The sequence below is a fragment of the Paenibacillus sp. AK121 genome (assembly GCF_019042715.1).
In the GTDB taxonomy this organism is placed as follows: domain Bacteria; phylum Bacillota; class Bacilli; order Paenibacillales; family Paenibacillaceae; genus Paenibacillus; species Paenibacillus polymyxa_C.
In genome coordinates this window covers 269,038-295,679 of record NZ_JAHPJM010000007.1, presented here as the reverse complement: position 1 = coordinate 295,679, position 26,642 = coordinate 269,038, and the positions used below count along the sequence as shown (strand labels likewise).

Here is a 26,642-nt window from a genome sequence, read left to right as displayed (position 1 = left end):
GCAATCGTCGAGCAGACCGTTCGAGAGTACATCCTTTACTATAACTCAATTCGCATTCAAACAAAACTAAACAACCAGTCGCCGGTTCATTTCCGACAACTGGCTGCTTAAACTTGGAAGGTGTTTTGATCCCTGTCTCACAAACGGGGGTCAGTCCCGATGAATGCGGTCGCCTTTTCTTTTTTTCGAAATTGCCTATCGACTCTCTTCCACAGGATGAATATGGTCGGCCAGTCTGCTTAATCGCTCCAGCTGATGACCATAGTCGTACATCGTCGCAGCTACGATGGAAAGCCGCAGCATTCCCTCCTCACAATGGTCAAAACGTGTAATGGCATGCTTCATAAAATCGCCGTTGGCCTGCTGAAACAATTCACTTTCATCCTCATTTGGTTTCAGTTTATTTTCAAATTTCAGCAGGGCGTGCTCGTGGAAACGAATCAGCCGCTCCAGATGATCGTCAAAAAATGCATCTGTTCCCTTTGGACGTAAAGACTGGAAGTAGTGCCTTTCAACCGCATCCAAGACCTCGTATCCTTTGTGCAAACTTTCGAGCATTTGTTTGTATACGACCATTTGTCTGGTCTGACTAAACTTGGTGCGCTTGAGCTTTTTCTGCTCCTCTTCGAACAAATGATATTTGTCCGAGAGTGATTTAATAGCTCCCTGCAAATTTCCCTTTTCCTCTCTAAAGACAGACTCCTTAATCTCATCGGAAATGGCGGTTCGCAGCAGCAAGGACATGCTATTAAATACATTTTGAATCTGATTGATAAACTGCCTTTTCGGTTTGGGAGGAAAAACAGTAATGTTGATGACAAAAGCAGACACAATCCCGATCAGAGTCAGCGCAAAGCGGGTTACTGCAAATTTCCAGTCCCCTGAAGCTTCCATGACAGAAACAACGGTCACGAGTGTCAATCCAACCGTATCGGCCATGTTTATTTTCAGACATATCATAAGTACCAATACACATACCAGTCCGACCGCAATCGGCTCATTCGAAAATACCATTCCGCCCAGCAACGCCATGACTGCACCTAATGTGCTTGTTTGGAGTTGATCCAGAAAATAACGCCACGACCTATATATCGACGGTTGCATGGCAAAAATAGCGGCTATCGCTGCCCCCACAGGCGAATGGGTGTTCAAAAGCGTGCTCAGAAAAAGGGCGAGCGTCACTGCGATTCCCGTTTTTAACACCCGTGCTCCAAAAGCCAAAGCCATCCCTCCTGCTTACCCTTCAAATTTATTCATACCGAATTACTATAATGAAATTTCAAGACAAAGTCCATGTTTTATTATTACCCAAAACCATTGGAGATCAGGAATATTTATGAAATGTATAGTTCCTGCTAGGATACATATCAACAGAATTTCCCTATCTGCATCAACATCGCAGAAGGATCTCATCGTGCCATGGACTAGTAAAATCTGAGAAGAGCGCCCGTCCGCAGGGCAACTTTTACAAAACCCGGCAAGCCCGTAAACAAAATCATGACACAATAAAAGCCGGAGCCTCCAAGCGGACTCCCCTGGAACGTCATAGGATAAATGAGAATGGCGGAGGAGGAATGAAGGCATGCTTCGAGTCGCATTATTTACAGACACGTATACGCCTGATGTCAATGGCGCTGCTCTGACACTGGAACGATGGATTGGCTATTTGGAGACACACGGGGTATCTACGCTTGTCTTCGCACCGGAGGCAGACCATCATCTGTCCTCGGGGCCGGGCGTGGAGCGTTTTCGAAGTATTCCCTTTTTATTGTACCGGGAATGTAGACTAGCGATCCCTAACGCCAAACAAATCAACGAGCGCCTGTCAGCCTTTTCCCCGCATCTAATTCATGTCGCTACTCCGTTTAATCTTGGCCTGTATGGAACAAGCTACGCTGCCAAACACCATATTCCACTTGTCGCCTCCTATCACACCCACTTTGATAAATACCTCGAATATTACAAGCTTCGCTGGCTTGAACCTGCGTTATGGAAATACATGCTCTGGTTTCACAGACATTGTGAAAGGGTATATGTCCCCTCTCGGTCAACCATGGAATTGTTACGCAATAAAGGAATGGGACAGCTCGAAATCTGGGGTAGAGGAATTGATACCGACCGCTTCCAGCCCACAGTGAATCGCGAAGCGATATGGGAAAAATGGGGCGTTCGTGCAGACGCATTTGTGATTTTGTATGTGGGCAGACTTGCACCGGAAAAGGGGATAGACACGTTACTGGATTCCTATCTCCAGTTACCCGACGACGTCCGCGCAGCCTCAGTGCTGGTCATTGCAGGAGATGGCCCATTGTTTAAGTTCAAAACTGCAGCAGATATCGGAGTGCCAGAGCACGTAGTTCACTGGCTTGGTTTTGTAAAAGAACCGGAATTAGCTGAACTGTACGCTGCAGCCGATGTATTCCTCTTTCCCTCCACTACGGAAACCTTCGGTAACGTCGTTTTGGAGGCTATGGCCTCCGGCACACCCGTGATCGGCGCCAATGAAGGCGGGGTCAAAGATAATGTAATCCATGGGAAAACGGGGTTACTGTGTCCAGCTGGAGATGCCGCTGCCTTTGCCAAAGCTGTACACCTGTTGTACGAGGATATCCCACTTCGCGACTTTCTGTCCAAAACCGGTAGAGCATACAGCCTGGAGCAGACGTGGGACCGTATTTTTGAGCGGCTACTGGACAGCTACATGGATGCAGCGACCCTGCATCTCGACAGCCGCCCTGTGACGCGAATATAACCCTAAAAAAAATTCAAAACTACGGTAATAAAAAACGGCTTAAAAAGAACCCCTGCTATACCTTTAGCTGTTTGAGCAGCTTGTTATGTACCCCGCTTAACAAAATCACCGCTGTCAGGGCACCGATGAACGCAAGGAGCATATCCCATTGAGTATCCCATACATCTCCCTGTGTCCCCAAAAAGGCTTCTGCCGCCGTACCGGTTGCCTTGGCTACAGCAAACTCAATCAGTTCGTACACAGCACTGATCGCAAGACACACACTAACCGTTAGAAAAGTGAGCCAGCTCCCGCTTCCCAAAGCCGTCTTACGCAGCAGCACTTCCCTGACAATGAGTGCAGGCACAAAACCTTGCGCAAAATGCCCAAGTCGATCATAATAATTGCGCTCCAGCCCAAACGTATCCCGAATCCAGTTGAACAGCGGCATTTCGGCATAGGTATAGTGCCCGCCGACAATCAGGATGAGTGCGTGTAGCCAGATTAGGGTGTATACCAGATTGGTAAACCGAAATCGACGGTAAAGAGCCGCCAGCAGTATAGCTCCTAAAACAGCTGGGAGAACTTCCAGTACCCATGTAAAATAATCCGCCGGACGAACCAAGGACCAAATGAGAGCAAGCACCAGCAGTACAAGTAAAATAAGCGGATAACGATCATTTTTAGACCATGCCGTTGCCTGATTCATACATTATTCCTCCTAAGCCCAAAGCTCTTATCCTTCATTCATTACAATATGTTTGACACGTCCAACCTGTCCGTCTACCAAACGCACTTTAATTCCATGCGGATGACGTGGGGAATTGGTCAATATATCCTTCACCGTTCCTCGCGTTAGCTTACCCGTGGGCTGATCCTTTTTAAGCACAATATCCACCTGAAGACCAGCGCGGATATCAGATCTGTTCTGTCCATTCATTGTAGCTATTCCTCCTTTGCTTTTACATTTTATCTTATGATGATATTTAGCCACTCAGCCCCATCGTAATCACCAGCGATGCCATTCGTCCCGGCGGCTATTCCCCATCCAGGCCACACACATCATGGATATATAGCTAACGAGCAAAATAACGAAGACCATCCCGCTAAACTCCACAAAATGAGTGCGTTGCAAGGAATCCGCCCATATGGAGGATACTTGTGTGTACAACTGGGACGGTGCAGACACAATATCCCATGTGTTTCCTCGAAAGAAACGGCCAATATAAATACCTAGGCTACTTAGCAGGAGTACCGCCAGCATAAACAACCAGCTGACAAGCCCGCCCCGTGCACGTTGCACCAATTGTCGTACAGATTCAAGCGATACAACTCCCATGGTGAGACCAAGCACAGCTACCAGCAGCATCCCTAATGCATGATTCCAAAAGTACGGATTGCCCCAAAAACGCTGCTCCCCGAGAAATGGATACCTGGAAAATACATGCAGCAAATCTGTGATCAAATAAGGCGTATTGGGATAAAAGAAAAGCCATCCAGCCCCTATGACCCAGAGCAAAAATGTCCTTGTTCCCCTTCTCCACGAGCAATGAATGACATCTAGCAAAAGCGTCAACAGCATAGGAATCCAGGCCAGCATCATATTCCACCAAATAAAAAGATAAGGGCGGCCCCCTGAGGGCAGTCGCACGTTAATGATCCACAATGTACTAATTACGGAGCATAAGGCCAGTGCAATAAAAATATAAAGTTTAACTGGATAATTTAACGATCTTAAACGGTCATACATATGTTTCTTTCCCTCCTTGTAACCGTCCATCCTTCTTGACGTTCCAATTTACACCTATTCTGGACAGTGTACACCACAATGGCTTCAAGCTCAATGGAAGCGCTCCACTCTGCATAAAATGAAGATAAAAAAGCATCTATTCTCCCGGGGTTGACCTCATGTCCCTGGGAGACAGATGCTTACTGTATTTCAGACTTCATTTTACAGGTAAAGCGATATACGAATGCGGATCTTCTGATCAAAAGGAGCCCTCCAATAGGCTCAATCTTAGGCAGCATTTCCCGGGTAATGCTGTAATTCAGCTCCCCCTGCTCAAACCCTACTCACGGATTTCTCTACATGCTCTCAGTCGGCCGGATGAAGAGGACCTTCATTGTCCATCATCTACTTCAAGGCGGATGAGCTTTAACTGTCCTCTAACCTTGTATCCAATTGACCAATGATTGCACCGTCAATGCACCTGGCGCTGCTACCTCAAATGCGGAGGCACCGTTACGCAAGGCCAGAAATTCCACGGTTTTAGGAACTCCGGGAGCCAGATCCAGATGGTTGTCACTGAAAATCCCCTCCTGCTCTGCGGTCAGCCACACATGTCTGGCAAGTACATCCGAGCAAAGCGTGAACCTACTGCCTCCACTTCCCGGTATCTCCGTCACTTCAATTTTCGCCTGCGGTAAATCCATCTCTTTCGTACCTGCAAAATAAATTTCGCTGGCGGCCACCTGTTCACCGTTTTGTATCAGACGTGCGACCAGCATATGCTCCGTACGATCCAGGCCATTCAGCCATTTGTCGGTAGGCAGTATATGTACGATCCCTGCGCCGCCTGCTTGCTGTTCTACCTTAATGTTCTCTTCACGAATAGCCTGACTGCCACGGATATGCAAAAGTGTCAGCCGCAGCGTACCCGCTATCGGCTCTAGCGTATCGTTAACCAGATGCAGCTCTTTACTCCCCTGTTCCGTATCTACTGCACTCAACAGCACATCGGCAAAACTGCGTTTAGCCGTATATTGAAGCGCCTTCCAACGACCAAAATAGTCCATACTTGACCAGGAAGCAACGGGCCAGCAGTCATTCATCTGCCAGTATAATGTCCCCATGCAATAAGGCTTGTGACGACGATGGGCCTCAATGGCCATTTTCATCGCCTCTGCCTGTAAAACCTGGCTCATGAGCAGAAAACATGGAAAATCCTTGGGTTGCCGCATGTACCGTCCCATGTATTCTTGAATCAGGCGATTGCCCGAGCCGTTCTTCTGATGTGCCAGCATCACCTCAGATTCCAGTTCCAAATCCTTCTCTTCCGCATAAGCGCGAACAGACTTGTATTCAGGAAAGGACTGAAAACCATACTCACTCATAAAACGGCCCACATGTACGTGATAATTTTCAAACGGCTCAGACGCATGCCATACTCCCCAATAATGGATGTCTCCCGCTGTGGAGGACGGATGAGCATGCTGGTTTCGATCTCCGGTCAGGTCAATTAGCGGTGAGGAGGGCCAATATGCCGTCTGCGGAGTCCAGGCATTTACCGCCTCCGGTAAAATCCGGTGGAAAAGCGTTTCATAATCTTCCCATAGACGCTCCCGTTGCTCAGGCGTGTAGGCCTTTTTCCAGCCCCAGCCTGCATTCTCTTCATAATGCGCCCATGCGGAATCAATCTCATTATTGCCGCACCATAACGCAATGCAAGGATGATGGCGCAAACGCTTGATGTTATCTTCGGCTTCCTGCGCTACATTGTCCAAAAAAGCCTGATCCCCCGGATACATGCTGCATGCGAACATAAAATCTTGCCACACGAGCAAGCCGTATTCATCACAAAGGTCATAAAATACGTCTTCTTCATAAATACCGCCACCCCACACCCGCAACATATTCATATGTGAGGCGGCCGCACTGGCAATTTCATGCCGGTATCGTTCCAACGTAACTTCGGCAGCAAAGCTGTCATTCGGAATATGGTTCGCTCCCTTTGCGAATACGGGGATTCCATTCAGCTCAAAATAGAAGCTCTCCCCTGCCGTATCCCGCTCACGTATAAGACGGATCGAACGAAGTCCCGTTTTCACTGATTTTTCCGCAATTACTGCTTCCTGTGCTTGCTCCTTCAATTCGGCTACAAACGTATACTGATGCGGCTCCCCCAGCCCACGACACCACCACAGCTTCGGCTCCTTCATATCCAGCTCCAGCTCTACTGTTTGCTTTCCCTTCAGAAGACGAACCGGCTTGGACCACACCCTGCCATCAGCAGAAATACACAACTCGGCATCTCTAATCTCAGCTGCACTTTCAATCTCTACCATTGCCGTGAGTTCAGCCCTCTCGGTACTCACTTTGTCCTGTCGAATAAACAAGTCTCTTACGACCAAACCAGACCAAGCTTCAATTCGGACCTCTCTCCAGATCCCGCTCGTCACCAGCCTCGGTCCCCAATCCCAACCATAGTGATAGGGAGCCTTACGAGCGAAAACGCTTACTTTTTTATCGGACAAGCCACCTATCTCGGACTGATCATTCGGTGCGGGGAGTCCATAGCCCAACCTTTCCCGCTTAGGCACATCTTCCGCAATCGGAGAGCGAAAATGGATTTCAAGCCGATTTTTCCCTTGCTGAACAAATGCCTTCACATCCTGTCTCCATACCCGAAACATATTATCAGCCGATAAGACAGCTTGACCATTCACTTTCACATCTGCATATGTGTCCAGACCTTCCAGCACCAGCTCTACACATTGACATTGAAGCTGATTTGCATCTATCTCAAAATAGGCTTCGTATATCCAATCCTGCTTATCAATCCACTGTACCTCCATCTCGTTCATACCGATAAAAGGATCAAGAATTTTGCCATGTCGCAAAAGATCGGTATGCACACAACCCGGTACTTTCGCACTGAGCCACTCATCACTATGTGCTTCCCTAAACCTCCAGCCATCCAACCCTATCACATTAATCATCGTCGCAAGCCTCCCTATAAGGATGATTGGGAACATCTGGATCACTCATTAACATAACAAAAATAACATTAAGCTAACAAATCAGTCAATTGTTTTTTTGGAACAATCGGTAAAACACAAAATAAAAGTCGCCCTCTACCCCTAAACTGGCTAAAAGCGACTTCCCTCGTCTTCACTGTGGATCGAATTCATCCCACATATCCGGACATCAACTATATTTGATTGTGCTAAAGGAACGATCACGATCATCATTTTCCTTGCTGAGCCGTGGCGCGTGAACTTCCCGTACGAGTAAATCAGCGTGTAGCAATTTTTTTTCCACAGGTGAGTTTGGGTTCATGATGCGCCATAATAATTGGTCTACCGCCCGCATCCCCAACAGTTCCTTATCCACTCTCACCGTGGCATAAATCGGCATTTGATCATTCGTATCGTCAAACCCGGTCACCCCGCACCGCCTCGGCACGTCAATCCCCTTTCCTTTCAGCACTTCCACGACTTGCGAAGCAGTCACATCATTAGCACAAACAAAAACCTCTGGCAGCTCATCCTCGGGCAACTTGTCCATTTCCTCAGCAAGCGCCTGCGCTCCCCCATAAATAAGGGCTTTGTTCTGCCGTAATTCTACTCCGCTCATTTCCAGTGCAGACCGAAAAGCTTCCCAACGTTCATAGAAACTGTGAGCATCGTCAATATGACCCACAAACTGAAAGTGGGCATAGCCCCTGCATAGCAAATCCTTCATTAATTCATTCATGCATGTGCGATTATCCGTGAACACCGCATCACTTAAAAATGCAGAGTCCCAATGATCCACCATGACAACCGGAATACCCATTCGATAAATGTTCAGCAATAACGTAGTTGAAATCGTTCCTACAGTGATAATCCCTTTAATGGCCTCTGGATTCAGTAAAGAAAACATATCGTCAGTTGAAGGCTCCGTTAGCGTGATCATATCCAATCCCCTGCGGTTCAGACGCTCGGAAATCCCTTCAAATACAGGTCCCCAGTACCTGGACTCCCGATTCTGGTGTCGAATATTCGGAAATAACACCAGCACCGTACCCGACCATTCTCTGGCATCTGTGTCCCGAGGCTCTACCCCAGTCATTTTGGGATGACTGCGAAAATAGCCCATCTGGGCAGCAAGCTTAACCAGCAGTGCCCTTGTCTCTTCACTTACACCGGGTTTGCCTGACAGTGCACGCGAAACAGCAAACTTTGAAACGCCCGCCGCATCCGCAATTTCCTGTAATGTTACTTTTCCACGCATCTCCTCACCCAACCCTATTCGAAATCTTTTTCTACCTTAGTCTTCTAAATATACAGGTATGCCTATAAACTGGTACCATCGTAGCATACTTTGTTTTAGATCATCAAACGATGGATTTGCACAAATTCACACCTTTCATTTAAATATGTTTGCTTAATAAAAAACAAAACACATAACAAATAAACATAAATAACTTGACGTAAGGTTCTTTATTTCCTACAATTTACTATTGAAAGCACTTACATTGTGTAAATCATACTTATTAAGGGGGATTTGCAGATGTTCACGAACAGGTCGGTACAACAATGCTCTATCCTGCTCCTGACTTTGCTGCTGCTTGTTACAACGGGCTGCGCGAATGGCAAAGGCGGTACGGCAGAAAAGGAAGACCCCGATGACACCAGTCCCATTACATTTACGTTCTTCGGCGGTGACTCAAGCTCCAACTGGAACAACATGAAGGACGCTGTCGGGCAGGAAATAACCAAGAAAACGGGTGTTACACTCAATGCCGAACATGCTGTCAACGGTCGAGGCGAGGAAAAGTTTGCTTTAATGGCTGCTAGCGGAGAGTACCCTGATCTCGTGTACCCCAAAGGAGACATTGGAAAGCTGGTCGATGCCGGAGCACTCATTGACTTAACCGACCTGATTGATAAATACGGTCCTAACATTAAGAAAGTGTATGGAGATTATTTTAACCGTATTAAATATAGTAGTGAAGATCCCGCCATTTACACCATTCCGACCAATCTGGGCGTAGATCACATCGCGTTTGATGCACAAGCAGGCTTCGAAATCCAGCATCAGGCCCTTAAGAAGCTCGGATACCCCAAAATTCGCACCGTTCAAGATTTTGAAAAAGCACTTAAAGATTATGTCGCCAAATACCCTACTACTAATGGCCAGCCTACCATTCCCTTATCGCTCGATGCCGAGGACTGGAAAATGCAGATTACTGTGACAAACCCGGCAGTTACGGCTACAGGTGGACCAGACGATGGCGAATATTATATTGATCCTAAAACACACAAAGCCACTCTTCACTACAAACGCCCAGAAGAGCGAGAGTATTTCCGTTGGTTAAACCATATGTACAATGAAGGTCTATTGGATAAGGATACTTTTGTACAAAAAAGTGATCAGTACAAATCCAAAATCGCCGCAGGTCGTGTCATTGGACTGATTGATCAGGAATGGAACTACCAGGATGCCGAAAATGCGCTCAAGGCAGCAGGTAAGGATGAATACACCTACTCCCACTTTCCAGTCACTTTAAATGAGCAATACGAAGATCATTCCCTCCAGCCCATTGGTTTCGATACTGCGTCCGGGATCGGCATCACAACTTCATGCAAAAACCCGGTGCGAGCGATCAAGTTTCTGGACTTCCTGGCCTCGGACGAAGGACAAATTTTACGTAATTGGGGAATTGAAGGCCAGCATTACAATGTAGAGAATGGCAAACGAGTCATTCCTGCGGCTGTGCAAGAACGCAAAAACAAAGATAATGCTTCTTTTAGCAGAGAATCAGGTATCGGTTTGTATTGGATATGGGGACCACATTACGGCGATAGCGTTAAGGACCCTACTGGCAACTATTACACAACCAATTATCCGGAGATGATTACCGAAAATTATAGTCAAGCGGAAAAAGAATCCCTTCAGGCATATAAAGCCCGGACATGGAAAGACCTGTTCCCGAACGAGAAGGATTTTCCGGTAAAAGAGTGGGGTGCTGCCTACAACATGCCTGTTCCGACCAATACAAATTACAATGTTATTTATCAAAAGTCGCAGGACATTGTACGCAAACGTATTCCTGAGGCCGTACTCGCCAAGCCAGATCAATTCGATGCCGTGTATGACCGCATGCTCCAAGAGCTGGATCAGGCGGGTGTACCAAAGGCTGAAGAAATCTTCACTGGCCTGATCCAAAATCGTCTGAAGCTATGGTACGGGGAGAAGTAGAGTCTGATTGCTAATGAAGGTGCATAGGGGCTGACAGCTAGAACCTGTTTAGCCCTTTTTGCACTAAACATTCTGCTTTGTTGCTTTTTCTTTCCAGGAACTATTTTTCCTTGACCCCCGATGGACATAAAGCAACAAAAAGATTGGGATCAATGCGATCCCGCCACACAGCATCCACGATATCTGAATAGGTGTTTGATCTGAAGCAAGATTGGTAAAATTACGGCTTACGATGCCTGTCACGATTAAACCTATACACATGCCTAGTTGGGAAATGGCAGAATCCAGAGATAGCAGTGTTGAACGATACTCATTAGAGATCCTTTTGTTCAGAAAAATTTGTTTGGCAACCGGATACATCCCTCGCCCAATTTCATAGATTAAAAAGGTAAGCAGTACAGGATAAAACGTGTTGAAAGCACCCGCTAAAATGAGCCATATCCCAATCATCCCGCAAGCATACATGAGTATATGTACATCACTATAACGGGCGCCTAGCCTTCGAACCAGATAGCTTCCCAAAGTCATACATAGTGAATAACCTGCCTTGATCAATCCCATAATCCAAATCCCTTGTTCAGAAAGACCGACCAGACGTGGCTGTTGAAATGTATTCCCCGCCGAGTTTGAAAAGCTGATAAATAAACCAATGATAAACACAATCCAGATCGACTTATTTTCAAAACCGATACGGACACTTTCCCCGATAATCGTTTTAATGTGAGTAGTTGATGCTTTTCGATGGGTAATATTCTTCTCATCCATATAAAAGCAGCATAGAAATATACATAGGATAATAGATACAATGCTGGCTGCCCAGGGAAGTGAATAGTTAAAAGCTGCGAGGAAGGCCCCCAACAGACCGCAAATAAATCCCGAAATGTACTGTATACTGTTAGAGGTTGTAAAAAGAACTTCCATCGGCTTATCGCTGTTTTCCACAACCCAGGATTCCAACGAGCCTGATTGCAAGCATATTGCCAGACCCCCAAAGACTTGTGCGAACACAAGCAGCCACATGTGATCTACCCAAACGAACAACACACTGTAGACTAGAAAACAACAAAGCCCCAGAACAACAGAAATTTTCCTTCCATACTTGTCTGCAATAGCTCCTGTTGGTATTTCAAACAGAAAAATACTTACAAAGAATACAACCAGCAAGAAATTCGCACTTTGCAGAGAAAGTCCTTTAGCTAATAGAAATAGAATAAGCGTAGTTCCCGTGATTTCACTCATAAAAAATTGCAGAAAGCTGACGGAGTAAAATAGCTTATGTGGCCTCACTTTCAGGATTCCTTTGTTTTCTCTACAGCCTCATACTCACTTCGCAACATTCCCATCTGAATAATGTCATAGTACTGTCCTTCCCTGAATAGCTTTTCCCGTAGCCGCCCTTCCTCCTTAAAGCCACATGCCAGATAGCAACGATATGCACGTTCATTGAACGCATACACCTCCAGTTCCAGCCGATGCAGGTTCAGCGAATGAAACGCAAATTTTTGTATCAGCCGGATTGCTTCCCGCCCATAGCCCTTGCCCAGGTCACTGTCACGCCCGATTACAATCCCAAGGGTGGCATGCCGATTCACCCAGTTGATTTTGAATAAATCAAGTTGTCCAATATAGTCCAATGTGTCTTTATGAGCAATGATAAAGCCCTTGATCTCAGAGTTGCCGTCAATCATCATCTGTACAAACGATTCACTATTAGCCAGTGAATGCGGATAGATAAATATGTCGCTTAAACCATGTGTGATTTCCGGGTCATTGACCCATCTTCGGATATCAGGTATATCCTCCTGACGGTACTCTCTTAAAACAATTCGTGCTCCAATGATATGTGGCATCGTCAGCTTCCTCCCTATATGTATTTGTTCTGGTAATACTCTAACACCTCGCCATCCCTTTACGCTCCCATTAATCTCACAAACTCCAGAAAACGTGTACCTTTATAATGAACCTCCCCGCGATCCCCGATTATAATCATTCCGAAATCCGAACCCTTTACCTTCAGCTCCTTACGTTCACCTCCTCCATAAAACCACTTTCCATCTACTTCATCCTTTCTACAGTAAAATGTAAATTTTACATTCTATTGCCCATTGACAAATCGTACATCTCCAGCCTCAAAAACTCCAATACTTTTTTAACATACTTACGAAAAAAAAGTTCTTTTGCTCTTTTCCGCACCCTGCTTGGACTTACACCGGATCTAGGTCCTCTGAGCCTCTCTAGACCGATTGACAAAACTATATATAGATATAAAATAGAGAATGTACTCTAAATATAGTGTAAAAACGTATTTATGCCCGATATCTTGAAGATACAGGTATGAAAATACATGTAAATATAGAGTCAAAAATCTTAAATGGCGCAGCCAGCAAGGGATTACAGCTATGATGGGTCTCTTGGCAATGCCGTTTTCTTTTTTTCGTTAATTGTTAAGGAGGTTGCACACCATGCTGATTGCTTATGATTCCAAGACCGGCAATGTAAAAAGATTTATAAACAAGCTCAAGCTTCCGGCTGTTCAGATTGAGGAACAAATGACTATAGAAGAACCTTACGTACTCATTACATATACAACCGGGTTTGGACAGATACCTGAGAGGGTATCTTCATTTTTGAAAAAAAATGCACAAAACCTTGTTGGTGTAGCTGCAAGCGGCAACCGTAACTGGGGTGACAAATTTGCCAAAAGTGCGGATTTGATTGCCGACCATTATAATGTCCCCGTGATTAGCAAATTTGAATTATCTGGAACGTTCGGAGATGTAGAGCGTTTTAAACAGGAGGTGAGCCGAGTTGCGGCATATTGAATTGAACAACATGTTGATGAAACGCGATACAGACGGCTTTTTCCAATTGGAAAAGGACCAAGAGGCTGTAGCAGAATTTATGAAGGAAGTTCAAGAACGGAGTTTGAAGTTTGCTGACACAGCTGCTCAAGTGCTGTATATGATTGAGAATGATTATTACGAAAATTTCTATAACAGCTATACGGCTGATGAAATCAACGATATTTTCCATATCACTCATAGCTATAATTTTAAATTTCCTTCTTATATGGCAGCATCCAAGTTTTATACCGATTATGCAATGAAGAGTAATGACCGTAAAGTCTACCTGGAACACTACCCTGACCGGGTGGCTGCTGTCGCCCTGCATTTGGGACGCGGCAACGCCGATACGGCCCGCCTGTTGTCCCGCTCGATGATGGAGCAACGTCTCCAGCCAGCTACACCAACTTTCCTGAACGCTGGCAAAAGCCGTCGTGGGGAATTGGTATCCTGTTTCCTACTCGAAATGGACGACTCTTTGAACTCAATCAACTATGTACTGAACACTTGCATGCAATTGTCCAAAATTGGCGGCGGTGTGGCGGTTAACCTGTCGAAGCTGCGGTCACGCGGTGAGGCGATTAAAGGTGTAGAAGGCGCAGCAAAAGGTATTATGCCTGTGCTGAAGCTGATGGAAGATGGTTTCTCCTACGCGGATCAAATGGGTCAACGTAAAGGCTCTGGCGCTGCCTATTACAACATATTCGGATGGGACGTGCTGGAGTTCCTGGATAGTAAAAAAATTAATGCCGATGAAAGAGTACGCCTTAAGACACTTTCGATCGGATTGCTGGTGCCCAACCGCTTTTACAAGCTGGCTCAAGATAATGAACCGCTGCATGTGTTTGCACCTTATAGTGTGTTCAAGGCTTATGGAACGCATTTGGACGACATGGATCTGGATGAAATGTACGATACACTGCTCGCTGACGATCGAGTGAAGAAAAAAATAGCGATGAGCGCACGTGATATGCTGACGAAAATTGCCATGATTCAGTTGGAGTCTGGCTATCCATATATTATGAATAAGAGTAACGCAAATCAGGCGCATGCTCTTAAAAACGTGGGCCAAATCAAAATGTCAAACCTGTGCACGGAAATCTTCCAGCTACAGGAAACTTCTGAGATTGCCGATTATGGACAACAGGATATTATTCGCCGGGATGTAAGCTGTAACCTGGCTTCCCTGAACATTGTAAATGTGATGGAGCACGGCAAAATCCGCGAGTCCGTTCACGAGGGTATGATTGCTCTCACTTCGGTCAGCGATATGACCCAAGTGGCTAATGCACCAGGTGTTGCGAAAGCGAACCGTGAAATGCATTCCGTTGGTCTGGGTGTCATGAATCTGCACGGCTACCTTGCCAAGAACAAGATTGCATATGAAAGCAATGAAGCGAAGGATTTTGTCCGTACCTTCTTCATGACGATGAACTATCATTCCATCGAAAAGAGTATGGAAATCGCAAAAGCAGCCGGACAAAGCTTCTATGGATTTGAGGAATCGGATTATGCGACAGGTGTATATTTTGACCGATATCTGAACACAGATTATCGTCCGACAACGGCACGTGTGCAAGAGCTGTTCAAGGATATTTATATTCCGACTCAAGCAGACTGGGACACACTTAAAGCAGACGTCATGAAGAACGGTCTGTATCACGCCTACCGTATGGCGATTGCTCCCACTGCCAGCATTTCGTATATTCAAAATGCAACGTCCAGCGTTATGCCGATTGTCGAACAGATTGAAACTCGTACCTATGCGAATTCAACAACTTACTATCCAATGCCGTATTTGCAAAAGGATAATGTATTCTTTTACAAATCCGCTTATCAAATGGATCAATTCAAAGTGCTTGATCTGATTGCTGAAATCCAGCCTCACGTGGACCAAGGAATTTCGACTGTTCTTCATGTGAACAGTGACGTGACTACGCGTCAGTTAGCACGTTGCTATCTGTACGCCGCACATAAAGGACTTAAATCGTTATACTACACACGTACCAAAAAACTGTCTGTGGAAGAGTGCCTCACTTGCTCCATCTAATGCATACATGGTAACAAGCTATAGAATAAAAATGAGATTTTGAATAGATATGAATGCTTGGCATTAGAAGCTGTATCCAGCGCGTGGTTCAGACCTTTACAGGATTGAACAAGGCCCTCGCGGATACAGCTTCCGTATGTCAAGCATACGATGACTCTCCGGTAACCTCTTATGTGTGTTTCCAGGGAATCTCGCAAGCTGAAGGGAGAATGCTAACAATGACAGGTATACAAGCCGTAAACTGGAACCGCTCGGACGATGATTTCACATTGATGTTCTGGAACCAGAACATTATGCAATTTTGGACGGATGATGAAATTCCGCTGTCTGACGATAAAATGTCCTGGGTAACCCTTAGTGATATCGAAAAAGAAGCCTACATGAAGGTGCTGGGTGGCTTGACCCTGCTGGACACCATTCAAGGCGGCGTGGGAATGCCGCAAATTATGGAGCATGTGGACGGACTGCAACGCAAAGCGGTATTAAGCTTTATGGCGATGATGGAGCAAATTCATGCCAAGTCGTACAGTAGCATTTTTACAACCCTGGCTTCCACGGAAGAAATTGACGGTGTATTCCGTTGGGTGGAAGAAAATCCGCATCTCCAAACGAAAGCAGAAACCATTCGTCAGTATTATATGAACATTCATACACCGAAAGACCTGTATCTCGCGATGGCAGCGTCGGTGCTGTTAGAAAGCTATTTGTTTTATAGCGGCTTCTTCTACCCTCTCTATCTGGCGGGTCAGGGAAAGCTGACATGCAGCGGGGAAATTATCGATCTGATCCTGCGGGACGAAAGTATACACGGTGTCTACGTAGGTGTACTTGCACAGGAGATTTATGCGGAACTGGACGAGGAAGAACAACGCGATCTCTACCAGACGCTGGTAGGCTTGCTGCGCTACTTGCACAATAACGAAGAACAGTATACCGAGCAAATTTATGCCCCTATTGGACTTGTAGACGATGTTAAAGTCTTCTTGCGCTACAACGCCAACAAGGCCATGATGAACCTGGGCTTTGATCCACTTTTTGAAGAAGAAGAAGTCAATCCCATTGTATTCAACGGCATCAGCACCCACACCAAGCAGCACGATTTCTTTTCTAAAAAAGGAAACGGCTATGTGCGGGCGATGAATGTAGAACCGCTGACAGATGATGATTTTAACTTTGGCGTATAAGTACACATACGTAAAATAAATTTAGCAAGGCGATACTATAAAGAGCCATCCACATGCGGATGGCTCAGACTGTAAAATAATAGGGTTTCAGAACTTATTCCTAAGTTCTGAAACCCTATTATTTTCTTAAAACTACCTGCTATGCAGGTGGTTCCGGAAAGCTTCGAGCGGTAGTTTACATATTCGCATGCGTTCTCTTATATAAAACTGGTATGGCCACCGCTATAAGAATCATACCCATAAAAGCGGGTGCGGCATGACCAAATGATACATAGATTTGACCTCCAATGATAGGTCCAATCATTCTTGCTAAAGCCTGAATAGATTGACTACCTCCTTGAATCCTTCCTTGTTCACTAGAATTGACAGACTTGGAGAGCATCCCATTAAATGAAGGTCCAAAGATCGAATCGCCAAAACCAAATATAAACATTCCAGCGATAATAAGTGGATAGAATGAGAACAAAGCAGATAGCGCAATAAGACCATAGCCTATAATCTCCGAGACCATTCCCAGAATTGCTATCTGTTTATCACTAAGTTTTATCAAGAGCTTTGGCATGATGAAACCTTGTGAAATGATATCTTGGAATCCCATAATCGAAAACATAAGTCCGATTAATGCAGGCTTCCAACCGAAGGTATCCATTGTAAATTGTGAAAAAACTGCCTGTAAAGATCCGTTGGGTATCCAGAGTAAGAACGCTGAGAAAAGTAGCCTTTTCAAGTTTTTCATGGAAAGTACGTTTGCAAGCTGTGTATATGGATTCAGTTTTACAAAGGTGATCTCTTTCAGTCTATGTTTCTTGTCAAGGCTCTCCGGCATAAAAAAGAATCCATAAACAACATTCAATAAAGTGATTATTGCTCCAAAATACATGGGTACAGAATAACCAAACTTGGCAAGTAATCCTCCTAGGGTTGGGCCAATGACCGTGCCGACACCTACAACCGCACTCACCCATCCAAAGTATTTAGTTCTCTGTTCTGGAGGAATGATGTCTGCAAAATATGCGAAGATCGTGCTTATGCTCCCACCTGTTATACCTTCCATGATGCGCCCAGCAAATAGTACCCATACAGCTCCTCCTATACCAAAAACTAAGTACCCGATTACGGAACCCAAAAGGCATATTAAGAGCAATGGACGACGACCATATTTGTCGCTCAAAGCTCCAAGTACGGGAGCCGCAAAAAACACGCAAAATGCATAAACAGAGGTCAGTAGCGTAACAACTATGGCTTGTTCTTCCGGACTGCTTGTATAAGGCTGCACTAAGAATGGGACGACAGGTGTTATGATACTGAAGCCTATTCCGCAAAGAAACACAGAGATAAGGCCGAATATTAAAGCGTGTTTATCTACGGTTTGTTCTGTGGTCTGTTCACTATGTGATCTAAATTTGAACACTCCAATTCTCCCCTCAAAAGTCGCGATTTTTCTTCCCAGGAAACAAAATTATCGTATCATACTTTTCCTTCCCAGGAAACAAAAAAAGCAGTCCGTTCTCAATAGAGCCCGGCTGCCTATGGTTTGATTTTCATTATTCAAATTTTATTTCGACTTAATATCGTTACCCTTTTTCTTTATTTCTGCATCCAAATGCCTGCTATACTGATCTATGAAGCTAAGCATACTGTCAAATTGCTCATCAGTTACCTGCTCAAATACGGCTTTATCCCGCTCTTGAAACTCTTTGTGCAGTTCCTCATGGATTTTATAGATTACTTTCCCTTGCTCAGTAAGCCTAAAATAGATTTCTTTTTTGTTATCCGGCTTCTGGTAGCTTTCGATAAGGCCTTTTTTTATGAGCTTTTTAGTTATTTTACTTATGGCACCGCTAGTCATATAAAGGGACTCTGCAAGTGTTGTCACGTTGGAATGTACATTTTTTTCAATGTATTCCATGCAATGTACTTCAGAAGGCTTATGACCCTTAAGACTGTCCTCCATCTTATCCTTATTAAGCCAAACCATCTTGTTATACAAGTCCCTGAAACCCATTATGACCTGTTCTTCTTTGTTCATGGACTGTCCCCCCACCCGTTGGTGCATTAACAATTTAATATAATATATTTTTATTTCCATTTCAACAATAACAAAATGATTATTTTAGGAATTGAGCGATACATAAAAAAAGAGATCCAAACACTCCCCATACCTTTATGTATGTATATTTATTTTTCAGACGAAGGACATGCGCGCAAAAAAACGGCCAGATCGCTATAGTAGCGGATCGGGCCGTTTTCTATTTACTAAGATCGAGCTTCTGTAAATATTTGAAAGGTGACACCAAACTTGTCTGTTACATTCCCATAAGCTGGACTAAAATGGGTTTCCTGCAAAGGCATTCCCACCTGTCCTCCTTGCTGTAAAGCATCAAACATTTTTTTAGCTTGCTCCACACTATCGGTTGTAATACAGATACTCACTTGATTCCCGCTGCTAAACGGTGAGCCGGGAAAGGTATCAGAAAACATGAGCTCTGTTTCACCTACTTTAAGGGTAGCATGTCCCACACGTTCCTTGACCTCTGCGGGAATGGGAAAATCGGGATTTTCCGGCATTTCCCCAAAGGTTTGAATAAAAAGCAGTTGGGCATCCAATGCCTCTTCATAAAATTCGATTGCTTCTTTTGCATTTCCATCCAGTGTGATGTAAGGAATCAAACGTTTGGACATCTTCAACACAGCTCCTTTAATTCGAGGTGATTAACCCAGCCATTTCTCCTGTATTATATACAAAACTTGTCAAGAAAAACAAATCTGTATTCTTAGCTTTCATGCACCTGAATGCCAAGCTGTTTTAGCTCCTTTACCACTTCCGTAACGTTACGCTGTGGATGAAGCGCAGAGATCATCTGGGCAGTGATCGGAACGCCGTTGAAAATCTGGCTTACCACCCCTAGAGAAATCGGCAGCTCATAGTAACTTTCAGCCCAATCCTGATATTCCTCCGGTGTAACTATAATTTTCCCCAGCAAAAAGGATGAGCCATCGTCATATCCCTCAGGAAAGTTCGAGTTGCCCATACGCCACTCCTTATCTCCCGCTTCCCTCCACATACAAAAGGTAACGTCCTCTTTCTCCAGCGCTTCATCTTCCAAAAGCTCCATCATATCATCAGGCACACCGTCGTACATGCCTGGCCAGACCTCATATTCGTCTCTTGCATGAGGACTTACAGGGGATTCGTGGTCAAAACCCTTCAACAACACACCTCCACGTGTCCATAGCATATGAATCGTATCTCCAGCGCCGTTGTTCACCTCACCCAGGCACACATCACCAGACCATTCAGACTGCATACGATACGTGCGTAACCAATTTTCTGGAGACAATATAATATCCAGCGCTGACAGCAGCATCATTCTCTCTTTTAAACCATTCGGCGTTACCTGTGCATCAAGCATCATATTCTTCATCATACCTCCACCTTGTCCATGCGTACTAAAATTCCATTTGTCTTTGCTTTTGTCTTTCAAGCTTCGCTTGCTCAACGATCTGCCGAATGAAAGGTCCCTTGGCTTCGGTATACGCTGCGCGGTCATGTTTGAATTGATGCGCCAAATCTTTTTTTAAAGTCTCATACGCTCGCAGGCTCTCAGGATGCGCTTTCAAGTAATCTCTGAACAATAAATGGTTTTCCCAATGTTCTCCTTTATACTTGTAAATATGCAAATGATGGGTCCCAGCTCCCCATTCTCCACAGCGAAAGAAAGCTCGCTCTGGAAAATCCGGCTTATGTACATATTCATATTCAATACCTAGTAAACGCTCTCGCTGTTCGGATTGAATAATCGCCAAATCTTCTACTCCAACCATAATGTCGATAATAGCCTTGGCTCCCAAACCAGGAACGGATGTACTGCCAATATGCTCTACGCCGACACATACGTCTCCGAGGGCCTCTATCATTTTTGCTCGTTCTCGTGTATACTCTGCTACCCACTGCGGATTATATTCGGATATCACTACCTGCTTGGACATGAACGCACCTCCATTCGTTTTTCAAAAAAATGCCTTCCCAGTGCGTTTGGCACACCTCAGAAGGCATTCTCTTGTTCAAATTAAAAATCATTCAGTTGCTTCATCCCTAGGATTTGGCTTCTCAATCACGATCAGACAGGTACTGTCCGGCAAAGGTACCGGCTGTCCCTGCTCATCCATGAACTCAACACGACTGGACAGCGCTTCGGCATAGCCCTCCTGCAAATAGTGGCGACTCACCCGGATAATCGCTTGTGAACCAAGTGTGTTACGAATACATTCTTCATACTGTGACGGAGTAAAATAACCAAACTGCTCCTGCACTTCATGCACATAGGCTTCCGCTCCCCATGTATAGGTATATAGAAATTCCATTGCATCATTTACCGGCAAAACAGCCTCATGCTCACCTATACGCTCTATTTCAATGGGGCGACCCGCAAAATCCTGCGCATACCGCATCAGCCATTCCATTCCGTCCGGCTCCAAAAATCGAATGCGTCTGCGCTGCTCTACTGGTTCGGTCATAATACCGTCACGAATGATAATGCGTCCGCCGGGTGCAAGTACACGATAGGCGCTTTGCAAAGCAGCCTCCACTGTTTGTGAATTGAACCTTTTTCCATCTCGTTCGATGTAGGAATACAGCTCGTGAAGAATCGAAGAGAAAATAACCGTGTCCATGCTCTCCGTTTCCACAAATTCTTCCAGTCGAAGCGCATCACCTTTGATGACATCCCAACGACGGTGCTCCAATTGCTTTTTGCGTTTAAGAGCCTCAATCACATTCACAGAAATATCAAGACCCAACGGCTTGGAGTCTGGTCTTTCCTGCTCGATCAGATCCAGCAGTACGCCCCCGCCGGGTCCGATATCCAGTATACGGGTTCCAGTCACGTAATCCAGAATGACCCTTTTGAAATCTGCGGTCTGGTTCATATCTGTAAGGTACGTCTCCTCATTGTGAAAGCGATCATAAGCATCACGCCGTAATCCGAACAGATCAAACAGCAGCAGAACTGCTTTGTCATACAGAGGCGTCTTTTCTGCCTCAATACAAAAGTCGATCAATTTTTCAGCAGCTGATGAAAATACAAAATTAAAAAACACGGTACTTGGCAGCTCCTCCTTATGCTCCACGATTACACTCAAATGAGGATTATGCTTCCGTTTTCCTTTTGTGATATCCTGCCAAGACAGTGCGCTTAAATATTTTTCTATCATTCGTTTTTTGTATACGTTAATTTTCTTAACACCACGATAGTCATAATACATCGTATTCATAAGTGATTCAAAACTGATATGCCGTACCGTTGCAGGCTGTTCCTGCCCTGTGCCATCCCTCAATGTGAGTAAAAATACCTTAACCAGTTCTTGAAGTGAAAAATCCTGCAAAGCTGATTCTACATACCAAAGTGTACGATTCTCCAGCGGAGCCAGCGCCTTCTCTACATTCAGCTCCCGCTCCAGCTCGGCGTAAGCCTGCTCAAACGGCTCACCTTCATGAATCGAAACCGACCGCAATCTCTCCAGTCGCTCCTTTACACTCCAGACTACAGGTGCGTTATCCCAGGCAATCCAGCCGATTAGCTGCTCCACTTCACCGCGTACTTGTTCCCATAATGCAGGATCTACACCGGCGATAATGCATTCGTTCAGTGCTCGTAATACAAGCTCCAATTCCTCCGAGCTCAGCCAGCCCTTACGAGTGATTTCGAGCAGCAGTCGATTTTCTGCAAAGGGTATTTCTCCCCGTATATACTGTCCGATCAATCCATGCGTCTCAATCAAAATTCGGGTCATGCTGTTGCGCGGGTAGGCAGGGGACTCTGCTTGAGCCTGTCTGACATACAGTTGGGAGGAGCCAATATTATGTACAAATAAATTAATGCCCTCATGCTGCCAGCGTAGCCGTTCGCGGACTGTGCCTCCTTTGGCTGTCTCAGACCATACCAATACATCCTCTAGTAGCTCTTTAACCCAGAATGACAATGGAAGTCCGTCCAAAATAAGCAACGTGCGCTCCACGTAGTCCAGCACAGGATTGGCATCCTTTAACTCACCTATGGATCGAATGCGCTCCAAATTTACAATACGCTCCTCAGCCGAAACAAGCAGCTTTAGCCAAGTCGGTGTATCCCAGGCCAGATCACTTTCTTTCCTGTAATTAGCAATGGCTTTTAACGATTGTAACATTTTTCTCACCTCGTGTGATTCGGATTCGGTATGCACAGGAGACTTTGGAAAATATCTTGTATACCCTACACTTTACCATACATTTGTAGCTTCCATCTCGTGGAAAATATTAAACATTTGTATCAATTAATCGCTTGACATGTTCTAGGCTTCACATAACCTGATTTAAAGTTCCCATAGTTTCCGAGACGTCTCTCCCTCCCAAAAGCAAAAAGATACCTTCCAGCCTAAGGCCGAAGATATCTCATTACTATTGTTAGACGCAGCAAAATCATTTTCCTGCGATGTTTTATAAAGTTATAGCGTCGCTGTGTGACACGTCAATCGTCTAGCATATATTCTGCTTAGTTATTAACGGAAACGCCATCTGGCACTGGAATACCAAAATTAGGTGTTCCATCCTCATTCCAGTTCAACGGCTGAACACGTGTATGACGATTCGGATCATACAGCGGGTCACCTGTAATTTCCTTGTAATTGCGGGCGTGATATACGATAACGTCACTACCATCCTCAGCAACAGTAAAACTGTTGTGACCAGGTCCGAATTGACCTGTCTCCTCATTCGTGCAGAATACCGGCGCAGGAGACTTTGCCCACGATTTCGGGTCAAGTAAGTTTGCATTCTCGTCTGCCGTTAGCAGGCCCATGCAATAATTGTGGTCCGTAGCACTAGCTGAATAGCTGATAAAAATTCGGCCGTTCCGTTTCAGAACCGCTGCACCTTCATTCACCTTAAAACCGATGACTTCCCAGTCATATTCTGGTGTAGAGATCATAACCTGCTCACCGCGCAGCGTCCACGGATTGCTCATTTCTGAAATATACAGATTGGAGTTGCCTACGATGTCCGGGTCTTTCTGAGCCCATACATAATATAGAACGCCATTGTGCTGGAAGGTTGTCGCATCGAGAGCAAACGTCTCCCAGCGAGTTTTGATCTGTCCCTTTTCCACCCATTCGCCTTCCAGAGGATTAGCTGAATCATTTTCCAGCACGAACATCCGATGGTCGAACAGACCTTCCTTCGTTTCTGTGGTACGAGCTGCTGCAAAATAAATGTACCATTTGTCGTTAATATAATGAATTTCCGGTGCCCAAATGTTCGCGCTTAACGGACCCGTTTCATATTTATGCCACACTGCCACTGGCTCTGCTGTATTCAAACCTTGAATAGTACGTGCCCGCCGAACCTCAATGCGGTCATACTCTGGCACAGATCCGGTAAAATAATAGTACCCATCACTATGCTTGTAAATCCAAGGGTCTGCACGTTGCTCAATGACCGGATTATTAAAGGATACAGTTTGATTCATGGTTTTTCTCTCCTCTATGTGTAATATGTAGTTCATAGGATTAATCGCTGATACGTTTTCCCCAGATGGAAATTCCTTTTTCATTCATACCCGTAAAAATTAGAATATGGCGACCAAGCTCCCAGTCCCATGAAGGAAGCAATAGCACTTCCTCCTTTGACCCTTCGGACGCATTGCTCCAATTCATTGTTAGAGTACGTCTGCCATCAAAACTCCAGTGACCTTCCAGAGAACCACTGGTTGCCCGCCCTCCATCTTCCAGACGAAGCGGTTCAGCTTCCACCTGACCGTCTACTTCTTGCCTGATCACGATGCGCTCCCAGTTGCCGGATAATAATCTTTTGGGTATATCCTGCTCCTTTTCGCCCGCATACCGCTCCGGCGATACGACAGGCCAGCCATCAGCCGTCCACAATATTTTGCGCACATGCAAGTAAGGCCAGCTCTTATCCGTTTCTCCCCGCGCATGATGAACAATATAGTAATCGTCTCCGTCCTTCAGCACGGAATTATGACCTGGCGCAACCCAGCCTTCTCCTTCACTGAAACGATAACCGCCCAGTACCTTGGTCCCAATCTCATATTGAGGCAAATAACTGGTATCTGCCATATCATGTCCATTCATATCTACGTACGGGCCTGTGATGGAATCCGAGCGGGCTACGCGAACATTGTAGTCCTCGAACAAAGAATCATACGAGACGAACAAGTAGTATTTACGGAACACAGGATTGTACACAATGTACGGACCTTCCACAGCTCCGTCCTCGGTTGCCCGATCTCTGGCAGCGATATTTTTACCATAACCAGATTCTTTGAGCTTTCCAGTCTGCGGATCAAGCGGTGTAATATAAATCCCGCCGAAAAAAGATCCGTACACCATCCATGGATTTCCATCAGCATCCAATACCGGATTAGCATCAATTGCATTCAGCTTGTCATGCTCATCCGTTTTAACAACCAGTCCCTCATCCTTCCAAGGACCTTCTGGGGAATGGGATGTCTGTAACCCAATGGCTGATCGTGTGCTGCCAAATGTAGAGGCAGAATAATACATTCGATAGGTATCGCCCATCTTTATGACGTCCGGGGCCCACAGATTCGTTGCTGATGACCATGCCCCCGCTTCCTTTGGAATGCCGGGTAAAGCATATTGAACCCAGTTCCAGTGAATCAGGTCGGTCGATTTGCGCACCATGACACCCGGCCTCAGTTCTCCACCTGTCTTTACATCCGTCGAATAGACATAATATCCCTGATCTGTTTTGATAATTGCTGGGTCATGAGCATTGTTAATAGTCCAGCGCTGTTCATCGTCTATCGTGCTTTGATCATACAAGTGATCAGGAGGCGGAGCCTGCGGATATACAGGGTCCGGAGTGTTATCCCCACAGCCGGATAGGCCCAGCATTAGCAGCATAAACATAACTGTTATTCTCCTCCTTCCTTTGCTCAATACATATGGTGACTGCGTTCCATCATTCATCCAAATCGTCCAAGTGCGAGTGTCAATTAACCCTTGACACCTGAAATGGCAACCGACTCAATAATTTGTTTCTGGAAGATTAGGAATATAATCAACACAGGTAACAAGGCTATAATGGAAGCTGCCATAATAAGCGGATAGTCTGTCTGAATGGCGTAAGTCGCATTAAAATTCGCGATAACCAGCTGCAATGTCTGCGTTTCTGGTGAGTTCAAGTAAATAATCGGTGCCAAGTAATCGTTCCAAATCCCCATAAACCATAAGATCAGCTGTGCAGCAACTGCCGGCTTAATGAGTGGGAACGTAATCGACGAATAAAGTCGGAAATAAGAGCTTCCGTCAATTTTAGCAGCTTCGATAATAGCATCTGGTACACTGAGCAAATACTGCCGCAGGAAAAAGATCATAACTACATTACCGAACAAGCCGGGAACGATCAGAGGCAACAGCGTATCTATCCAGCCAAGTTTGGAGAACATCATAAACTGTGGAATCATAACTGTTGGGTAAGGAATCATCATGGATGCGATGAGTGCCAAAAACAGTTTATTTTTATGAGGGAATCTCAGCTTTGCGAATGCAAAAGCGGCCACACTAGATGTGAAGGTACCCACAACCGTGACACTTACAGCCACAATCACGCTGTTCTTGATCCCGCTTAACAGAGGACCTGCTTCCCAAATTTCCTTGTACTTACCGAACTGAAACACCTCTGGTATCCATACTGGTGGAAGTGCAAAGACATCCTGCTTTTCTTTTACCGAAGTGGACAACATCCAAAGCAACGGCGCGATCATCGCAATCGCTCCAAGCGCCAGTACAATAAAGATAATGATATTGGTAACTTTCGTTTTTTGACTATGGGACATAATCAGCCTCA

23 protein-coding genes are annotated in these 26,642 nt (G+C 45.3%); 6 read left to right on the top strand and 17 right to left on the bottom strand.

All coding sequences use genetic code 11. The annotated features are described in order from the left end of the window. Positions 1-111 (top strand): IS3 family transposase (locus tag KSP24_RS15555; RefSeq protein WP_216975678.1); only part of this gene is annotated, 111 nt, incomplete at its 5' end. Between the two features lie 84 nt (positions 112-195). On the opposite strand, the gene KSP24_RS15550 is transcribed toward KSP24_RS15555, so the two are convergent. Continuing rightward, positions 196-1,227, bottom strand: a complete 1,032-nt coding sequence (locus KSP24_RS15550) for an FUSC family protein (RefSeq protein ID WP_014599646.1) — start codon at positions 1,225-1,227, stop codon at positions 196-198. 355 nt (positions 1,228-1,582) lie between these two features. Here KSP24_RS15550 and KSP24_RS15545 point away from each other — a divergent pair, with 355 nt between their 5' ends. Beyond that, on the top strand, positions 1,583-2,752 hold the full coding sequence (locus KSP24_RS15545) for a glycosyltransferase family 4 protein (protein ID WP_216975674.1): 1,170 nt from the start codon (positions 1,583-1,585) through the stop codon (positions 2,750-2,752). A 55-nt stretch (positions 2,753-2,807) separates the two neighbouring features. On the opposite strand, the gene KSP24_RS15540 is transcribed toward KSP24_RS15545, so the two are convergent. The 5 genes from KSP24_RS15540 to KSP24_RS15520 all read right to left on the bottom strand — a co-directional run bounded on the left by KSP24_RS15540 (position 2,808) and on the right by KSP24_RS15520 (position 8,726). Next, the gene (locus KSP24_RS15540) at positions 2,808-3,440 is read right to left on the bottom strand and encodes a DUF2238 domain-containing protein (protein WP_013370571.1); all 633 of its coding nucleotides are present in this window, start codon (positions 3,438-3,440) and stop codon (positions 2,808-2,810) included. Positions 3,441-3,467: 27 nt separating this feature from the next. Further along, complete coding sequence (locus tag KSP24_RS15535) at positions 3,468-3,671, bottom strand: YwbE family protein (RefSeq protein WP_013370570.1); 204 nt, start codon at positions 3,669-3,671, stop codon at positions 3,468-3,470. A gap of 69 nt (positions 3,672-3,740) precedes the next feature. Continuing rightward, on the bottom strand, positions 3,741-4,481 hold the full coding sequence (locus tag KSP24_RS15530; RefSeq protein WP_216975672.1) for a DUF1361 domain-containing protein: 741 nt from the start codon (positions 4,479-4,481) through the stop codon (positions 3,741-3,743). Between the two features lie 416 nt (positions 4,482-4,897). Next, positions 4,898-7,450, bottom strand: a complete 2,553-nt coding sequence (locus tag KSP24_RS15525; protein WP_216975670.1) for a beta-mannosidase — start codon at positions 7,448-7,450, stop codon at positions 4,898-4,900. Between the two features lie 208 nt (positions 7,451-7,658). Beyond that, a complete protein-coding gene (locus tag KSP24_RS15520; RefSeq protein ID WP_216975668.1) occupies positions 7,659-8,726 on the bottom strand; it encodes a LacI family DNA-binding transcriptional regulator in 1,068 nt (355 codons plus the stop codon). Between the two features lie 279 nt (positions 8,727-9,005). On the opposite strand from KSP24_RS15520, the gene KSP24_RS15515 reads away from it, so the two are divergent. Further along, positions 9,006-10,697 carry an ABC transporter substrate-binding protein gene (locus tag KSP24_RS15515; RefSeq protein WP_216975666.1) on the top strand — a complete coding sequence of 564 codons (1,692 nt, stop codon included), beginning with the start codon at positions 9,006-9,008 and terminating at the stop codon, positions 10,695-10,697. Between the two features lie 63 nt (positions 10,698-10,760). On the opposite strand, the gene KSP24_RS15510 is transcribed toward KSP24_RS15515, so the two are convergent. Together KSP24_RS15510 and KSP24_RS15505 are read right to left on the bottom strand one after the other, a co-directional pair. After that, positions 10,761-11,984 (bottom strand): MFS transporter, encoded by a 1,224-nt coding sequence (locus KSP24_RS15510; protein ID WP_216975664.1) that lies wholly within the window; start codon positions 11,982-11,984, stop codon positions 10,761-10,763. Positions 11,985-11,986: 2 nt separating this feature from the next. Continuing rightward, positions 11,987-12,547, bottom strand: coding sequence for a GNAT family N-acetyltransferase (locus KSP24_RS15505; RefSeq protein ID WP_216975662.1), 561 nt, complete (start codon positions 12,545-12,547; stop codon positions 11,987-11,989). A gap of 612 nt (positions 12,548-13,159) precedes the next feature. Between KSP24_RS15505 and nrdI the strand changes: the two genes are divergently transcribed. The 3 genes from nrdI (at position 13,160) to nrdF (ending at position 16,774) form a co-directional block, all read left to right on the top strand. Beyond that, positions 13,160-13,519 carry a class Ib ribonucleoside-diphosphate reductase assembly flavoprotein NrdI gene (gene nrdI, locus KSP24_RS15495; RefSeq protein WP_013370560.1) on the top strand — a complete coding sequence of 120 codons (360 nt, stop codon included), beginning with the start codon at positions 13,160-13,162 and terminating at the stop codon, positions 13,517-13,519. Continuing rightward, positions 13,506-15,590, top strand: a complete 2,085-nt coding sequence (nrdE, locus tag KSP24_RS15490; protein WP_013370559.1) for a class 1b ribonucleoside-diphosphate reductase subunit alpha — start codon at positions 13,506-13,508, stop codon at positions 15,588-15,590. The genes nrdI and nrdE overlap by 14 nt, the downstream gene beginning before the upstream one ends. 218 nt (positions 15,591-15,808) lie before the next feature. Continuing rightward, complete coding sequence (nrdF, locus tag KSP24_RS15485) at positions 15,809-16,774, top strand: class 1b ribonucleoside-diphosphate reductase subunit beta (protein WP_013370558.1); 966 nt, start codon at positions 15,809-15,811, stop codon at positions 16,772-16,774. 175 nt (positions 16,775-16,949) lie between these two features. On the opposite strand, the gene KSP24_RS15480 is transcribed toward nrdF, so the two are convergent. The 9 genes from KSP24_RS15480 to KSP24_RS15440 all read right to left on the bottom strand — a co-directional run bounded on the left by KSP24_RS15480 (position 16,950) and on the right by KSP24_RS15440 (position 26,631). Further along, positions 16,950-18,185, bottom strand: a complete 1,236-nt coding sequence (locus KSP24_RS15480) for an MFS transporter (RefSeq protein WP_216975659.1) — start codon at positions 18,183-18,185, stop codon at positions 16,950-16,952. Between the two features lie 144 nt (positions 18,186-18,329). Beyond that, the gene (locus KSP24_RS15475) at positions 18,330-18,803 is read right to left on the bottom strand and encodes a MarR family transcriptional regulator (protein ID WP_216975657.1); all 474 of its coding nucleotides are present in this window, start codon (positions 18,801-18,803) and stop codon (positions 18,330-18,332) included. Positions 18,804-19,030: 227 nt separating this feature from the next. Beyond that, positions 19,031-19,456, bottom strand: coding sequence for a VOC family protein (locus KSP24_RS15470; RefSeq protein WP_216975655.1), 426 nt, complete (start codon positions 19,454-19,456; stop codon positions 19,031-19,033). Between the two features lie 92 nt (positions 19,457-19,548). Further along, positions 19,549-20,199: a hypothetical protein gene (locus KSP24_RS15465; RefSeq protein WP_216975653.1), complete on the bottom strand. Its 651-nt coding sequence runs from the start codon at positions 20,197-20,199 to the stop codon at positions 19,549-19,551. Positions 20,200-20,224: 25 nt separating this feature from the next. Next, the gene (locus KSP24_RS15460; protein WP_040101627.1) at positions 20,225-20,764 is read right to left on the bottom strand and encodes a GrpB family protein; all 540 of its coding nucleotides are present in this window, start codon (positions 20,762-20,764) and stop codon (positions 20,225-20,227) included. A gap of 87 nt (positions 20,765-20,851) precedes the next feature. Beyond that, a complete protein-coding gene (locus KSP24_RS15455; protein WP_025676900.1) occupies positions 20,852-22,960 on the bottom strand; it encodes a class I SAM-dependent methyltransferase in 2,109 nt (702 codons plus the stop codon). 344 nt (positions 22,961-23,304) lie between these two features. Then, the gene (locus KSP24_RS15450) at positions 23,305-24,276 is read right to left on the bottom strand and encodes a glycoside hydrolase family 43 protein (protein WP_013370551.1); all 972 of its coding nucleotides are present in this window, start codon (positions 24,274-24,276) and stop codon (positions 23,305-23,307) included. Positions 24,277-24,316: 40 nt separating this feature from the next. Beyond that, the gene (locus KSP24_RS15445; protein ID WP_216975652.1) at positions 24,317-25,702 is read right to left on the bottom strand and encodes an arabinan endo-1,5-alpha-L-arabinosidase; all 1,386 of its coding nucleotides are present in this window, start codon (positions 25,700-25,702) and stop codon (positions 24,317-24,319) included. A gap of 86 nt (positions 25,703-25,788) precedes the next feature. Beyond that, complete coding sequence (locus KSP24_RS15440) at positions 25,789-26,631, bottom strand: carbohydrate ABC transporter permease (protein WP_040101630.1); 843 nt, start codon at positions 26,629-26,631, stop codon at positions 25,789-25,791. Positions 26,632-26,642 lie beyond the last annotated feature (11 nt).